15 protein-coding genes are annotated in these 13,520 nt (G+C 68.1%); 3 read left to right on the plus strand and 12 right to left on the minus strand.

Annotation, left to right across the window (positions count from 1 at the left end; all coding sequences use genetic code 11):
• Positions 1-34 precede the first annotated feature (34 nt).
• The 7 genes from HWX00_RS03050 to HWX00_RS03080 all read right to left on the minus strand — a co-directional run bounded on the left by HWX00_RS03050 (position 35) and on the right by HWX00_RS03080 (position 6,844).
• A complete protein-coding gene (locus tag HWX00_RS03050) occupies positions 35-1,066 on the minus strand; it encodes an ABC transporter substrate-binding protein (RefSeq protein ID WP_175026904.1) in 1,032 nt (343 codons plus the stop codon).
• A complete protein-coding gene (gene fhuF, locus HWX00_RS03055; protein ID WP_059557739.1) occupies positions 1,063-1,863 on the minus strand; it encodes a siderophore-iron reductase FhuF in 801 nt (266 codons plus the stop codon). The genes HWX00_RS03050 and fhuF overlap by 4 nt, the downstream gene beginning before the upstream one ends.
• A complete protein-coding gene (gene fhuB, locus HWX00_RS03060) occupies positions 1,860-3,950 on the minus strand; it encodes a Fe(3+)-hydroxamate ABC transporter permease FhuB (protein WP_175026905.1) in 2,091 nt (696 codons plus the stop codon). Before fhuB ends, fhuF begins: the two co-directional genes overlap by 4 nt.
• Positions 3,947-4,795 (minus strand): ABC transporter ATP-binding protein, encoded by an 849-nt coding sequence (locus tag HWX00_RS03065; protein WP_069705159.1) that lies wholly within the window; start codon positions 4,793-4,795, stop codon positions 3,947-3,949. The genes fhuB and HWX00_RS03065 overlap by 4 nt, the downstream gene beginning before the upstream one ends.
• Entirely contained in the window at positions 4,795-5,802 is a 1,008-nt protein-coding gene (locus HWX00_RS03070; RefSeq protein ID WP_175026906.1) for a TauD/TfdA family dioxygenase, read from the minus strand. The genes HWX00_RS03065 and HWX00_RS03070 overlap by 1 nt, the downstream gene beginning before the upstream one ends.
• 44 nt (positions 5,803-5,846) lie before the next feature.
• On the minus strand, positions 5,847-6,089 hold the full coding sequence (locus tag HWX00_RS03075; RefSeq protein ID WP_034186926.1) for an MbtH family protein: 243 nt from the start codon (positions 6,087-6,089) through the stop codon (positions 5,847-5,849).
• Between the two features lie 86 nt (positions 6,090-6,175).
• The gene (locus tag HWX00_RS03080; RefSeq protein ID WP_049029660.1) at positions 6,176-6,844 is read right to left on the minus strand and encodes an RNA polymerase factor sigma-70; all 669 of its coding nucleotides are present in this window, start codon (positions 6,842-6,844) and stop codon (positions 6,176-6,178) included.
• A 294-nt stretch (positions 6,845-7,138) separates the two neighbouring features.
• Here HWX00_RS03080 and HWX00_RS03085 point away from each other — a divergent pair, with 294 nt between their 5' ends.
• Together HWX00_RS03085 and HWX00_RS03090 are read left to right on the plus strand one after the other, a co-directional pair.
• Positions 7,139-7,354: a hypothetical protein gene (locus HWX00_RS03085; RefSeq protein WP_175026907.1), complete on the plus strand. Its 216-nt coding sequence runs from the start codon at positions 7,139-7,141 to the stop codon at positions 7,352-7,354.
• A gap of 46 nt (positions 7,355-7,400) precedes the next feature.
• Complete coding sequence (locus HWX00_RS03090) at positions 7,401-7,538, plus strand: HHHH-motif protein (RefSeq protein ID WP_167361868.1); 138 nt, start codon at positions 7,401-7,403, stop codon at positions 7,536-7,538.
• A 130-nt stretch (positions 7,539-7,668) separates the two neighbouring features.
• On the opposite strand, the gene HWX00_RS03095 is transcribed toward HWX00_RS03090, so the two are convergent.
• The 5 genes from HWX00_RS03095 to HWX00_RS03115 form a co-directional block, all read right to left on the minus strand.
• Positions 7,669-7,944 carry a hypothetical protein gene (locus tag HWX00_RS03095; RefSeq protein WP_059557746.1) on the minus strand — a complete coding sequence of 92 codons (276 nt, stop codon included), beginning with the start codon at positions 7,942-7,944 and terminating at the stop codon, positions 7,669-7,671.
• Between the two features lie 60 nt (positions 7,945-8,004).
• Complete coding sequence (locus tag HWX00_RS03100) at positions 8,005-9,015, minus strand: fimbrial protein (protein ID WP_175026908.1); 1,011 nt, start codon at positions 9,013-9,015, stop codon at positions 8,005-8,007.
• A gap of 8 nt (positions 9,016-9,023) precedes the next feature.
• Positions 9,024-9,770 carry a fimbrial biogenesis chaperone gene (locus tag HWX00_RS03105; RefSeq protein WP_175026909.1) on the minus strand — a complete coding sequence of 249 codons (747 nt, stop codon included), beginning with the start codon at positions 9,768-9,770 and terminating at the stop codon, positions 9,024-9,026.
• Positions 9,771-9,786: 16 nt separating this feature from the next.
• Positions 9,787-12,273, minus strand: coding sequence for a fimbria/pilus outer membrane usher protein (locus HWX00_RS03110; protein ID WP_455737871.1), 2,487 nt, complete (start codon positions 12,271-12,273; stop codon positions 9,787-9,789).
• Positions 12,274-12,361: 88 nt separating this feature from the next.
• The gene (locus HWX00_RS03115; protein ID WP_034186931.1) at positions 12,362-12,874 is read right to left on the minus strand and encodes a fimbrial protein; all 513 of its coding nucleotides are present in this window, start codon (positions 12,872-12,874) and stop codon (positions 12,362-12,364) included.
• Positions 12,875-12,897: 23 nt separating this feature from the next.
• Here HWX00_RS03115 and HWX00_RS03120 point away from each other — a divergent pair, with 23 nt between their 5' ends.
• Positions 12,898-13,116: a hypothetical protein gene (locus tag HWX00_RS03120; RefSeq protein ID WP_175026910.1), complete on the plus strand. Its 219-nt coding sequence runs from the start codon at positions 12,898-12,900 to the stop codon at positions 13,114-13,116.
• Positions 13,117-13,520 lie beyond the last annotated feature (404 nt).

The following is a 13,520-nucleotide window of genomic DNA, read 5'->3' on the forward strand; positions in this document are numbered from 1 at the left end:
TGCACTGATCGCGCCGATCGCGACACCCTGCCCGTCAGCTCTTGCGCACGGCCGGCAGCGTCAGCATCGTATCGGTCATCACGTCGGCCAGCTTCAGCGCCGACATCGGTCCGCCGAACCCCCAGATGTTGCGTTCGATCAGCGCGATCCGGCGCGCCTTCATCGCGGGCACGAAGCGCCACACCGGCGAATCGAGTTTCGCGGACAGCGGCACGTCCATCCCCGATGCGGTGACGAACATCACGGCCAGGTCGCGCTGACGAAGCAGATCGGCCGACGTCACGTACAGCGTGCCTTCCCGCGTCGGCTTGCGCGGCCACGGATCGAGCCCGAGCGCACGCGCGAGGCCCGCCGACGTGCTGTTGCCCGTGTAGGCCCAGTAACGATCGGGCAAGCCGAGATCCTGCAGCAGCGCGACGCGCTCGCCCGTGCGGCCCGCGGCCGCGAGCCGCGCCGCATTGCGCGCGATGCCGGCGTCGAGCTGCGCATCGACCGCCTGCGCACGCGCGTCGCGCCCCGTCACCGCGCCGATCGTCCGGAAGATCTGCCGCATCCAGTCGAGCTGCGTGACCGGTACGCCGCCGTCGGATACGTTCGGGCTGAACTGGAACAGGATCGTCGGCGCGATCCGGTCGAGCGCGTCGAAGATCGGCGCGTGGCGGAAACCGACGCCGATGATCAGGTCGGGCTTGACCGCCGCGATCGCCTCGAGCCCCGGCTCCTGCCGCGAGCCGATGTCGGTCACGTGCGCGAGCCGCTCGCTCCGGTAGCCGAGCCAGCCCGGGTAGAACGCGGTATCGGCCATCCCGACCGGCACGAGGTCGAGCGCGATCACGCTTTCCGCGAACATGAAGTCGAGTGCGACCACGCGCTGCGGCCGCACCGGCATCTTCGCGCTCGCCTGCGACACGACGGGGTTGCCGGCGAGCGACGCGGTGCCCTGCGTGCCGCGCGCGCCGTCGGCAACGGAAGCCGCGGCAGCCGAGGCGGGAAACGCGCCGCAACACGCGGCGCCGAGTGCCGCCGCGAGTACGCCGAGCGCATGCCGGCGGCCGGCGCGCGTCACCGGATCGCGTCCTGCTCGGCCAGCGCCGCGTCGTCCATCGTCAGTAGCAGGGGGCAGCTTCCACACAGTTGCGTTTCTCCAGGAATTTCGTAGCGCAGGCAGCACACGCGGCGCGCGCGAAACGGCGTCGGCAGCAGTGCCGAGCGCGGCACGGCGTCGCGCACGGGCATCCGCAGCGGATTCGGTTCGCCGCGCACGCAGGTCGAGCCGAACAGCCAGTCCGCATCGCGGACGGGGTCGGCCGCGCACGGCAGCGAACGATACGTATCGAGCAGATAGTCGAGCAGGTTGCCCGCGTTGCTCCACAGCACGCGCGGCGTGACGCGGCCCATCGCCGCGAGCAGGTCGATCACCGCGCCGAGATGCGCGAGGAGCCCCGCATAGCGCGGCGCGGGATCGTCGCACGGCGCGCCGAGCGCGTCCGGCGCGAAATACAGCGCGGCCGGCATCCCGTCGTCGAGCGCGACGAACGTGCGCGCCGGGTTCATGTCGAGCGGCCGGCCGAGCGTCAACGCGGCGACGACACCGGCCGGCGCCGCGCGACCGAAATAGTATTTGCTCCATTGCGACATCAGCGCGCGCGCATGCCGCGCGGGATCGCCGCCGTAGTGGCCGACCATCGCGTCGAGCACGATGTCGCGATGCGCGGGCAATTCGGTGACGGGCACGACGATGCGATCCGGCGCGTGCGCGTCGTCGGGCATGCCGAGCCAGACGACATCGAGAGGTTCGGCGAACGGTTGCGGCGCGAACGCCGAAAAGCGCGTGGCGCGCGTCTCGTCGAGCACCGGCGTCATCGCCCCGCGCGCCGGGCGCGGCGCCCCTCGAGGATCAGCAGCCCGAGCAGATACGGTGCGCCGATCAGCGCGGTCAGCACGCCTGCCGGCACTTCGCGCGGCGCGACGACCGTGCGCGCGGCCAGATCCGCGACACCGAGGATCAGCGCGCCGCACGCGGCCGCGAGCCACAGCCGCGTGCGATGCCGGCGCGCGCCGAGCATCGTCGCGACGTGCGGCGCCATCAGCCCGATGAAGCCGACCGGCCCGACCGCCGCGACGGCCGCACACGCGGCGAGCGTCGCGATCGTCAGTGCGAGCGGCCGCAGCACGGCCACCGGCAAGCCGAGCGCGGCGGCCTGGTCGTCGCCGAGCGCGAGCATGTCGAGCGGTTTCGCGAGCCATGCGAACACGGGCACCGCGAGCACGCACCACGGCAGCAGCATCGACACCTCGCCCCAGCTGCGGCCATAGGTGCCGCCGACGAGCCACACGACGAAGCGCGCGGGCTGCACGCTTTCCTGCGTGATCAGCCATTGCGCGAGCGTGGTCCACAACGCGCCGATGACGATCCCGGTCAGCGCGACCGCGAGCGGCGCGTAGCGATGCCGGTGATTCAGCGCGAGCGTGATCGCGAGCGACAGGCCGCCGCCGATCAGCGCGGCGGCCGCGAGCGTCACGTGGCCCATCAGCGGCCACGTCGACAACGCGAACAACGTGACGAGCCCCGCGCCCTGCGTGACGCCGAGCACTTCGGGGCCCGCGAGCGGATTGCGCACGACGCTCTGCATCGCGACGCCGCTGACGGCGAGCAGCGCACCCGCGAGCAGCGCGCACAGCAGGCGCGGCATGCGCAGGTCGATCAGCATCCGCGCGAGCCCATCCTGCCCCGACAGCGCGGCCGACCAGCGCGCGGGCGACAGCCATTCGGGGCCGGCCGACACGCCGACCCACACCGCGAGTGCGCCGGCCACGACGAACAGCGCCGTGCGCAGCGGCCAGCCGAGCCGTTCGAGCCAGCCGACGAGCCGCGCCGAGCCGCCGCCCGCCGCCGGTTCCGCCGCGGCATGGAGCACGCCCGACCAGGCGGCGCCGCGCCGGATCATCGCGAGCATTAACGGCGTGCCGACCAGCGCGATCGCGACGCCGGTCGACAGCGTCGCGTCGAGGCCCGACGCGAGTACCGCGCTGTCGGTGACGAGCACGAGCGCGCCGCCGGCGAGCGCCGACAGCGGCACCAGCACGCCGAGCCGCGCGGCGCGCGCGCCGCGCACCTGGCGCAGCAGGTTCGGCGCGACGAGGCCGACATACGACAGCGGGCCCGCGATACTGACGGCCACGCTCGTGAACGCGACCGCGACGATCGTCGCGGCGAGCCGTGTCGCATCGACACGCACGCCGGCCGCGGCCGCCGCGTCGTCGCCGAGCGTGAGCGGATTCAGCGGCCGGATCACGAACGGCAGCGCGACCAGCGGCACGACGAGCCAGCGGGCGGCGAGCGCGAGGCCCGTCGCGCCCGGCTGGTAAAGGCTGCCGTTGGTCCACAGCGCGGCGCCCGCGATGTTCTGCTCGAAAAACGCGAGCACGAGCGTCGACAGCGCGGCGAACAGCAGCATGCACACGCTGCCCGCAAGCACGAGCCGCAGCGGTGTCGCGCGCCAGCCGCCGGCCGCGGCGATCGCGCACGCGGCGGCGGCCAGCCCGCAGACGAACAGCAGCGGCACCGACGCGACGCCCGCCAGCGCCGGCACGAGCATCGCCGCGAGCAGGCCGAGCTGGGCGCCGCCCGTCACGCCCAGCAGGTCGGGCGACGCGAGCGGATTGCGCGTGAGCGACTGGAACAACGCGCCGGCGATCCCGAGGCAACCGCCCGCGACGAGCGCGGCCGCGACGCGCGGCAGGTTGAGGTCGAACAGGAACACGTGCGCGAGCGCCGCGGCATCGCTGCCGGGCGCCGCGTCCCACCACACGCGCAGGTCGGGCGCGACACGCAGCGCCGCGAGTACGACGATCAGCGCGACGAGGCCGAACGCGATCGCGCCGGCCCGCCCGGTAGCCGCGCCCTTGCCCGCCGCCGCGAGGCGCTTGCGCATCGCGAACGTCGTCATACGGCGAGATCCCGGTCGAAGACGCCGGCCGCCCGCGGCGCGCCGTCGGTGGTCGGACCGTAGGCCGGTACGCACATCGGCGCGCCCGTCTGCGGATGCGCGAGCTTCAGCATGTCGACGCCGAACGCCGCGCGCAGCCGCGCCGGATCGAGCATCGCGTCGGGCGTGCCCTGCGCGACGAGACGGCCCGCGCGCATCAGCACGATCTCGTCGCTGTACGCGGCCGCCTGGTTCAGGTCGTGCAGCACCCATACGATCGTCAGCCCGCGCGTGCGGTTCAGCGTGCGCAGTGCGTCGAGGATGTCGAGCTGGTGATGGATGTCGAGATAGGTCGTCGGTTCGTCGAGCAGCACGATCGGCGCCTGCTGCGCGAGCGCCATCGCGATCCACGCGCGCTGGCGTTCCCCGCCCGACAGCGCGCCGACGTCGCGCTCCGCGTCGTCGGCGAGGCCGCTCGTGTCGAGCGCCTCGTCGATCGCCGCATGGTCGGCCCGCGACAGGCCGCGCAGGAAGCCGCCGTACGCATAGCGCCCGTAGGCGACGAGTTCGCGCACCGTGAGGCCCGACGGAATCTGGTTGAACTGCGCGAGCATCGTCAGCTCGCGCGCGAGCGCGCGACGGCGAAACGATGCGAGCGGCCGGCCGTTCACCTCGACATGGCCGGCACGCGCGGGCTGCAGGCCCGCGAGCGTGCGCAGCAGCGTGCTCTTGCCGCAGCCGTTCGGTCCGCACAGCGCGGTGACGCGGCCGGCCGCGATCGACAGGTCCAGCCCGTCGATCACGACATGGTCGCGATACCCTACCGACAGCCCGCGCGCGGCAAGCGCGGCGGTACTACGCGTCATCAATCCTCCGTTCGGTCGCGCGGGACCGTATAGCTCTGCGCCATCGCGACGACGACCTTGCGCGGCCCCTCGAACGGGTCGCGCGCGTGCGCGGTCAGCATGTTGTCGAGCATCAGCACGTCGCCGGTGCGCCACGGGAACACGATGCGCTGCTGGTCGAGCACGCCGCGAATCTCCGCGAGCGCGTCGGCCTCGAGCGGTTCGCCGTCGCCGTAGTACACGTTGCGCGGCACGTTCTCGAGCCCGACCGCATCGACGAGCGCTTCCTGCATGTCGTCGTCGAGCGCCGACAGGTGGAACAGGTTCGCCTGGTTGAACCACACGCGGTCGCCGGTGCGCGGATGGCGCGCGACGGCCTGGCAGCGTTCGCGCGTGCGCAGCAGCAGCTCGCCGTCGTCGTCGGTGCGCCACGCGCATTCGATGCCGCGCGCCGCGCACATCCGCTCGACCTCGGCCGGCTCGTCGGTGCCGAACGACTGCTGCCACGGCAGGTCGAGCCCCTGGCCGAAATTGCGCACGTACAGCAGCTCGCGCTTCTTGAAACGCGCGACCAGCGCCGGATCGAGCGCGCGATACACCGCGCGGCTGTCCGCGATCGGCGTGGCGCCGCCCTTCGGCGCGGCGAGCGCGCAGTGGAACCAGATCCGCAGCGGCCATTCGCGCGTGTACGACTGCTCGTTGTGCAGCGGAATCGCGCGGTGCGGCGGATATTCGGTCGACGTGTAGACCGCGCCCTCGACCTGGCTGCGCGGCGTCGACGCGTATTCATAGCCGATCAGCGGATCGCCGAACGATGCCGCGAACTGCTGGAACGCGTCGATCGACGGCACGTGAAAACCCGTGAACAGCACACCGCCCGCCCGTTCGAGCGCGTCGGCCGCGATCTCGCGCGCGAGCGGCGCGACATCGTCGATCGACATCCCGTCGCCGCCGCGCGGCGACACGACGGTGGGCAGCCCCGGCTCGATACGCAGGTCGTCGAGCGTCGGCAACGAAAGCAGGGTCATGCAACGTCCTCTTCAGGTGGCGCGCCGGATCACGGCGCAGCAGGTCACGATGCGCGCGTCGCGCGCTCGCCGTCCATCGCGCGGCGCAGGCTCGCCGGGCGCATGTCGGTCCAGACGGTCTCGATGTGCGCGAGACAGTCCGCCTTCGGGCCGCTCACGCCGACTTCGCGCCAGCCGGCCGGCACGGGCCGGAACGTCGGCCAGATCGAATACTGTTCTTCGTCGTTGATGACGACCGTGTAGACGAGATCGTCGGTGTCGGCGGTAGGCGTCGGGGCTTGCGTCATGATCGGAAATCGCTGAGGCGGTTGAAGGAGGCGAAGCGGCGGGTTCGGCCGCTCCTGCCTGATAGACGATTGGCCGGCGCGTTTTTTTACCGCCGCCGCGCGCGGCCGCCCAGGAACACCGGGCATGCGACGCCGCGATGGCACGCGTCGAGGCATTCCGCGCAGTGGCGCTCCGCGTCGCGCACCATGAAATGCACGAGCGTCTGCGATACGTTCAGCGCGCGCGCCGCGGTCTGCAGCGTTTCCTCGCGCAGCCGCACCATCTCGAAGGCCGCGCGGCTGCGCGCCGGCAGGTCGTCGAGCGCGGCCCACACGCGCCGCAGCGTGTCGCGCGTCATCAGCGCGGCTTCCGGTGTCGGCTCGGGCGACGGCACGTCGAAGCCGTCGTCCTCTTCCGTGTGATAGACGTTTTCGAGGCTTTGCCGGCGGCACGCGTCGATCGACGCATTGCGCACCATCCGCGTCACGTACGCGACCGGCTGGCGCACCGCGTCCTGGTTCGGGAATTCGACGAGCTTCACGAACACGTCGTGCACGACGTCCTCGGCGCGGCTCGCGCACCCGACGAAGCCGCGCGCGACATTGACGAGCATCGTACGATGCGAGATCAGCACATCGAGCAGCGCGCCCTGCGCGCGGGGCTCCGACGCACGGCGCGTACGCGGCGCGGCGCGCGGCGGCAGGTCCGGACAACTGCCGAGGAACGGGTTCGCCGCTGCCGCCGCCGGTCGGTCGAGCACTTCCGCCATGGCCATCGATCTGCTCCGTCTAATTCCGAGATAGCGCAATTTAACGTAAACGCAAATCATTCTCAATCCGATTACAGGATGACCCTTTCAGTTGTCAGGATTTGTCTGAACAATCGGCGGAATCGTCGTGCGGGCGGAGGGAGCGTGCGTTCGTCCGGCGTACCCGGTTTGCGGGCGGCCGACGCGATCTTTCACGCGCCTGACGAAACGCCTGCACGTGTCATGGGCGGTAGCAACTTCTTACTACGTGAAATTTTGGGGGCTCGTACGATCGACTTGCCGTTTCCAAGGGAGAAAACCATGAAATCCATCGTGTTGTCCGCTGTCATGGCTGGCGCGTTGTCGAGCGTGATGCTGACCGGATGCGTTGCCTACCCCGGCCCTGCCGAAGTCACGATCGGCTGGCATGGCGATCGGTACTGGGACGGCAATCGCTATTGGGAGCGCCGCGACTGGGAAGCCCGGCACCCCGGCCCGCGTGACGACCGTCGCGACGATCAGCGGCCGCAGTGGTAAAGAAAGGCCGCTCCCCTGATCCGCCATTCAACGACAGGAACTCGACATGAAAACGCTACTGAAAACCCTGACCGCCGCGGCCGTCGCCGCCGCCGTGCTCGTACCGGCCATGGCCGAAGCGCATCCGCACCGCGTATGCCACTTCGAGCATCACCACCACAAGGTGTGCCGCTGGGTGCGTTGAGCGCCGTGCGGCAGATGCGAAAAAGCGCCGGCAAGCCGGCGCTTTTTTGTCGTCGCGACAGGAACGGACCGGATGGCCGGGCGCTAGCGCTGCCAGTGCTCCGGCGCCAGCCCTGCCTGAAACGACAGGATCACCGCGAGCCCGGCGCCGTTGATACCGTCCGCCAACTCGACCGCCCCTTCGCGAGACTGCGCGATTCGACATGGGAGGGCGACGCGTCGCGCTGGTAAAAGCCAGCGATCGTCTTCCCGGCCGCACTGACCGTCGCACCATAGTCGTGACCGCCGCGCGGCCCGCCGAGGTCGTCGAGTACCGTCAACGCATACCCGCCGACCGACATCGTCTGCGCATGCGCCGCGCCCATCGTCGAGACAACGAACAGGACGGCCATCGTGGTGCCCTTCAAGCGTATCCCCGTCTCCTCCGGGACAAAACGCCCGGCTGTCGCCCCTCGCATTCGCCCGCGTCAGTAGATGAACAGCCGGATCGTCGCCGTCGCGTCGAACCGACCAATCTTCGGCGGCCCGAACGACTTCAGCACCGCGTCCATCAATACGCTCTGGTTCATGACGTTGGACGGGAATTGAGCCAGGTTGAACTGTTCGTTGAACGGAATCGCCTTGCCCTGACTGTCCTCGATGCCGATCCCGAAATTACTGTCCTTCGCGGGCACCAGCAAGCCGTTCTGCACCGGATAGCTCGTTTCGAAGTACCCGTCGACGCGTACCGCAACGTTGCATTTCTTCGTCAACGACAGCGAAAACCGCTTGCGCGGCACCGCCGGCAGGAAGCCGTTGCCCACCGCCTGCACCTGCCCGAAATTGACGATGCCCGGCTCGGGAGTCACGAGCACGTCGACGAAGCACGGTGTCGGCTTGAGATTGCGTAGCCCGCTCAGGCGGTACTGGAAGCTCGGGTTGTAAGCATTCAGCCCGAACTCGCCGTCGAACTGGAACACCGTATAGATGTCGCTCGGCGGTTGAACCCAGTTGCCCTTCTTGCGTACGACAACCTGATAGTCGATGCTGATTCGCGTCTGCAGGCAACGCTTACGGTCGAAGTCGTACCTGCTGCACGGCGGCACCGAATAGCCGGTGAACACCCCACCCCCGCGGTTGCTGGTCTTGTCGAAGTAATCGACCCCCTGGTAGCGGATACCGATCTCGAGCCCCCATGCGGCAGGATTCGTGCGGTTCGGATTCGCGTAGAAATAGATGTTGTCGACCACTTTCAGGCTGCTGTCGTCACCCAGGTCCTTGTAGCAATAACCCGAGGTTGTGCGCACGGGCGACACCCAGATCACATAGCCGTCCGGCGCATCGGTCGGATACGACGCCACGCCGCCGATTGGCTCCGTCAACGAAGTTGCGCCGCTGTTGGTCAGGCAGCGCAGCGCCCAGGCGGGCTGCACGGCCGCGACCAGCAGCAGGAGCACGATCCAGCGTAACCAGGCCGCGGAGGATGCCCGAAGATGCATTCGCCCGCTCATTTCTTCACGCTCTTGCAGGCACCGGCGTCGCACGCATACTCGACCGCCACCTGGCCGCCGTAATCGTCGATATGCGTGACGAACAGCGTCGACGGCGTCGCGGCCTTGAACGGCACGTCGGCCGTGCTCATCGGGCTCACCATCACCGGCTCGATCGGCACCGTCGTCTTCTGCGCGCCCGCGCTCACGTCGACCACCGTCACGTGATACGGCGTCGGGTTGTCGAACACCAGCTTGTGCGCGGCCGCGTCGACGCGCAGCGTCATCGGCAGCGTCCAGTCCTCGTCGCGCGCGGGCTGCACGGCCTTCGGCCGGTAAAACAGCTTCATCTGCGTATGCAGTGCGATCTGCAGCGTGTTCGGCGTGTCGGTCTTCGGCGGCACTTCGCGGATGTTCAGGTAGAACACCGATTCCCGGTCGGCCGGCAGCTCCGTGCCCGGCAGCTTCGCGATCCGCAGCACGTTGCGCTCGTTCGCCTCGACGCGCTGCAGCGGCGGCACGACCATCAGCGGCGTCGCGATCTTGTTGCCCTTCGTGTCCTCGAGCCACGACTGCACGAGATACGGATACGTCGTGCTCTTGTTGGTGATCGTGACGATCGCCGCCTGTTCGCCTTCGTTGAAGATCACGCGCGTGCGGTCGGGCACGATCGCCGCCTGCGCGGCGCCCGCGAGCAACGTACCGGCGGTCGCGAGCACGCACCATGCGCGCCGCGAAAAGGAAAGGGAGAAAGCGTTCTTCATCGCTGGATCCATGAAATCATCGTTCGACCCGCGCGGCCGCTGCATGCGACTCGCCGGACGTCTGGCACGTCACCGGGATCGGCGTGCCTTCGAGTTGAAGCTGGTTCGGCAGTGCATCGACCGTGCAGAGCGTGCGTTCGCCCGCGCGCACCGCCAGCGTCGACTTCGGCTGAACCTGGGTCAGGAACGCCGCACCGCCCTCGCCGACGATGCCGAGCTCCTTGCCGTTCGCCGCGTCCTGCACCGACGCCCCGAACGGCAACGGCTTGCCGGCTGCATCCGTCAGCGTCAGGTACAGGTTGCTGCCGCGCGCGGCGGAGAACTTCACGAAGCCGATCGCACCATCGGTCAGCACCATGCGCTGGATCGGGTTCGTCACCTGCACTTCGAGCGGCAGCTTCTCGACGTTGACCGTCGCGTCGTACACGTTGTACGGCGAGATGCCGTCGAGCACCGCGTAGCCGCGCGCATCCGTACGCGCGAGCGTGCCGGACAGCGGCACGTCGGGCACGCCGTCGGTCGACACCAGCAGGCGCGTATCGCCCGCATTGCCGTTCGCGTGCGCGGACACGCCGTACTGCGTCGCGACGAACGAGCCGTCGACTTCGAGCGACGCGGCCGCGTAGGCATTCGCGAGCGTCGACGCCTGCGCGGTGAGCTGGTACGCCGACGTGCGCTGGCGGAAGCTCGCGTTCGCCGACGCGCGGCCGTCGGTTTCACCCGCATTGACCTGGTAGGTGCGGCCGGCCGGATCGTCGTAGATGTAGCCGGCGTTCACGCTCGTGCTGCCGCTGCCGGTCGTCAGGTTCGACGTGACCGTGTGGCGGCCGCCGATCGGCAGCGTGGCGGTCACCGAGAACTGGTTGCCGCTCGCGCCCGCGCTCTGCGTGCGAAACGCCGACACGCTGACGTTCAGGTTGCGCAGCGTGCCGATCGAGAACGCACGCGTCAGCGTGAGGCCGACACGCTGCTCGGACGAACGCGCCCAGTAGGTCGTCTGGTCGTATGAAAAATAGGTCGACGTGTCGCCGAAACGCTTCGACATCGTCGCCGAATAGCGCTGCTTGCTGTTGGCAAGACCGTACGCGGTCGGGTCGCCCGAGAATTGCGCGAAGTTCGTGTACTCGCGCTCGGAAAAGCGATAGCCGAAGAAGCGCACGTCGGCATCGAGCCCGTCGAAGTGCTTCGAGTAGTTGATGCGATACGAGTTGCCGTTGCGCGTCGCGCCGCTCCACCACAGCCGCGCACGCGCATGCGTGACGTCGGCCGACACCGCGCCGAACGCGCCGAAATCGCGGCCGACGCCGAGCGCGACCGACGTATAGCCCGATGCCGCGATGAAGCCGCCGTAGGCGGTGATGTCGAACGGCAAGCCGTACGCGATTTCGCCGAAGCCGAAGAACGGCGTGATGCCGGCGCCGCCGAACAGGCGCGGCTTGCCGACCGCGGCCTTGTAGCGCAGCTGCCCGGTGCGCGCGAGAAACGGCACGGCGGCCGTCGTCACCTGGAAGCGCTGGACGCTGCCGTCCTCCTCCTCGACCGCGACGTCGAGCGTGCCCTGCACGCTCGTGTTGATGTTCTGCAGCGCGAATGCGCCGGGCGACACGCGCGTCACGTACAGCACGCGGCCCGCCTGCGACACCGTCACGGTCGCGTTGGTGCGCGCGACGCCCGAGATCAGCGGCGCATAGCCGCGCAGCGAAGGCGGCAGCATGCGGTCGTCGCTGCGGATCGACGCGCCGGTCAGCGCGAACGTGTCGAAGATGTCGGAGGTCAGGTAGTCGTCGCCGAACGTCACCGTCGACTGGATCGACGGCAGCGCGCGGAATGCATACAGCCGGCTGAAGCGGAACGTGCGGTCCGCGTACGCCGTGTTGCCCACGTTCGATTGCGCCTGGTAGTCGCCGCGAAAGCGCCATGCATCCCAGTTCGCGCCAACCGTCCCGTAGGCCTGGACCGAATTCGTCTGCCCGCCGCCCGCACCGAAGTTGCGGTTCGTGTTGGCGATCACGCGATAGTCGAGCATCGCGCCCGGAATCCCTTCGGACCAGCGCTCCGGCGGCAGATAGGTCGAATCGGTGAATTCGAGCGCGGCCTGCGGAATCGTGATCTTGAGCCGCCCGTCGCTCTTCAGGTAACGCACGGTCGCGCCCTCGATCGCGCCGAGGTCGACGCAACGTCCGCCCTGGAAGCGCGGCAGGTCCTTCGCGAGCGACGGTTTCAGCCCGAACTGCGCGACGAGTTCCGGGGGCAGGCACGGCTTGCCCGCGCCGGATGAGTCGAGCGCGATGAACTGGATCGCCTGCAGCCCGTAGAACAGGTCGTTGACCTGCACGTCGAGCATGTACTCGCCCGGTAACGTGAAGTCCGCCTGCGAGAACTGCGACAGATCGACATTGTTCGTGCCGTCGATGTTCAGGAACGACGAATTGAATTCCGTCGCATGGCTCTGGCTGCCGACGACCAGCACGGAGACGCAAAGGAAGGAATGTCTGATTCGCACGCGGCGCTACCGGAAGTCCAGGAAGAAGAAAACGGGAGGAAGGAAGAAGGAGGAAGGGATGCGCGCATCCCTCCTCCGGTACGGCCGCTTACTGGTAACGGACCGTGAAGTTGGCGACGCCGTCGGCGGTACCCGGCGTCACGCCGGCTGCCGTCGCTTCGTACATCGCTGCGAAGCGAGCGATGTTCGTGCCGTTCTGCAGCACGGTCGGTGCCTTTTGCTCGGCGCCGTTGTCGAGGTATTCGCCCGACGCCGCCTGCAGGCGGATGCCGACGTTGGTCGCCGAACCGATCGTGGCGAGCAGCTTCGGCTGGCCCGCGCTCGACGTGCCCGTGAACGTGAAGTACGCGTTCTGCGCGATGCTCGTGTCGCAGTCGGTCAGCTTGATGTCGAAGTTGGTCGGCGTGGACTTGTCGCCGGCTTGCTTGAACACGTTGGTCGGCACCTTGCCGAGGTTCACGGTCTGGTTGACCGAGCCCGAGTCGATGCCGCATGCGCCCGCGACGATCTCGCCCGTGAAGTTGATCGTGCCGGTGCCCGCTGCGAAGGCCGAGGTGGACAGGGCCGCGAGTGCGACAGCGGTCAGGATGGATTTTTTCATGACGTTTCCCGTAAGGAGTGCAAATGGAATGGACGACGTATCGGACACAAACGGCAGCGCATGGCGACCCCCGTCCGACACGAGGCGGCATTATCGAGATAATCGTGAAAGTTTTCTGTAAATCATTGTCAAATGCTTATGACAATCTCCGATTTACCCCTCTTGAACCACATTCCTTCCGCTCGATTTCCAATCCTGCATTTTCCATCCGCAGTCCTTTTTTATTTCACGGAACCGATTGAAGATTAGGGGAAAATCTTTCCGATGACCGTCGACACCCCGCATCGCCCCGCCTGTATTGACCCCGGCAATCACCGCCAATCAAAAGACAAAATATTGTCCAATGCCGCCATCGTTGTCCGGAGACAACGGCAATCTCAAATCATTTCCAACTGACAGGAAATTAACCGAGGTATTTAACCAATACGGAATCGCCGCGCAAACGATTGCGAAAAGATACAAACGTTTTACTGCGACACTTTGCCGCCATGATTAATTCCAATTCATTGATTAATCCATTCGTCAATTGCCCATTTGAAATCGCACGCCTGCGCGGTCATCGGAACGCGATTGGCCGGCCCGGAGGAACGAGACGAAGAGACGAGAATGCAGCGCATACGTTTGCGCCGGCAGGCGACACGAGCGG

The organism is Burkholderia seminalis DSM 23518 (assembly GCF_902832885.1).
Classification (GTDB): domain Bacteria; phylum Pseudomonadota; class Gammaproteobacteria; order Burkholderiales; family Burkholderiaceae; genus Burkholderia; species Burkholderia seminalis.

Excerpts from the sequence above, each read along its gene's own strand:
- HWX00_RS03090 (WP_167361868.1), top strand. The coding sequence starts at position 7,401 with ATGAAAACGCTACTGAAAACCCTGACCGCCGCGGCCGTCGCCGCCGCC.
- HWX00_RS03120 (WP_175026910.1), top strand. The coding sequence starts at position 12,898 with ATGGAATGGACGACGTATCGGACACAAACGGCAGCGCATGGCGACCCC.
- HWX00_RS03080 (WP_049029660.1), bottom strand. The coding sequence starts at position 6,844 with ATGGCCATGGCGGAAGTGCTCGACCGACCGGCGGCGGCAGCGGCGAAC.
- HWX00_RS03085 (WP_175026907.1), top strand. The coding sequence starts at position 7,139 with ATGAAATCCATCGTGTTGTCCGCTGTCATGGCTGGCGCGTTGTCGAGC.
- HWX00_RS03100 (WP_175026908.1), bottom strand. The coding sequence starts at position 9,015 with ATGCATCTTCGGGCATCCTCCGCGGCCTGGTTACGCTGGATCGTGCTC.
- HWX00_RS03115 (WP_034186931.1), bottom strand. The coding sequence starts at position 12,874 with ATGAAAAAATCCATCCTGACCGCTGTCGCACTCGCGGCCCTGTCCACC.
- HWX00_RS03105 (WP_175026909.1), bottom strand. The coding sequence starts at position 9,770 with ATGAAGAACGCTTTCTCCCTTTCCTTTTCGCGGCGCGCATGGTGCGTG.
- HWX00_RS03065 (WP_069705159.1), bottom strand. The coding sequence starts at position 4,795 with ATGACGCGTAGTACCGCCGCGCTTGCCGCGCGCGGGCTGTCGGTAGGG.
- HWX00_RS03075 (WP_034186926.1), bottom strand. The coding sequence starts at position 6,089 with ATGACGCAAGCCCCGACGCCTACCGCCGACACCGACGATCTCGTCTAC.
- fhuB (WP_175026905.1), bottom strand. The coding sequence starts at position 3,950 with ATGACGACGTTCGCGATGCGCAAGCGCCTCGCGGCGGCGGGCAAGGGC.
- HWX00_RS03070 (WP_175026906.1), bottom strand. The coding sequence starts at position 5,802 with ATGACCCTGCTTTCGTTGCCGACGCTCGACGACCTGCGTATCGAGCCG.
- fhuF (WP_059557739.1), bottom strand. The coding sequence starts at position 1,863 with ATGACGCCGGTGCTCGACGAGACGCGCGCCACGCGCTTTTCGGCGTTC.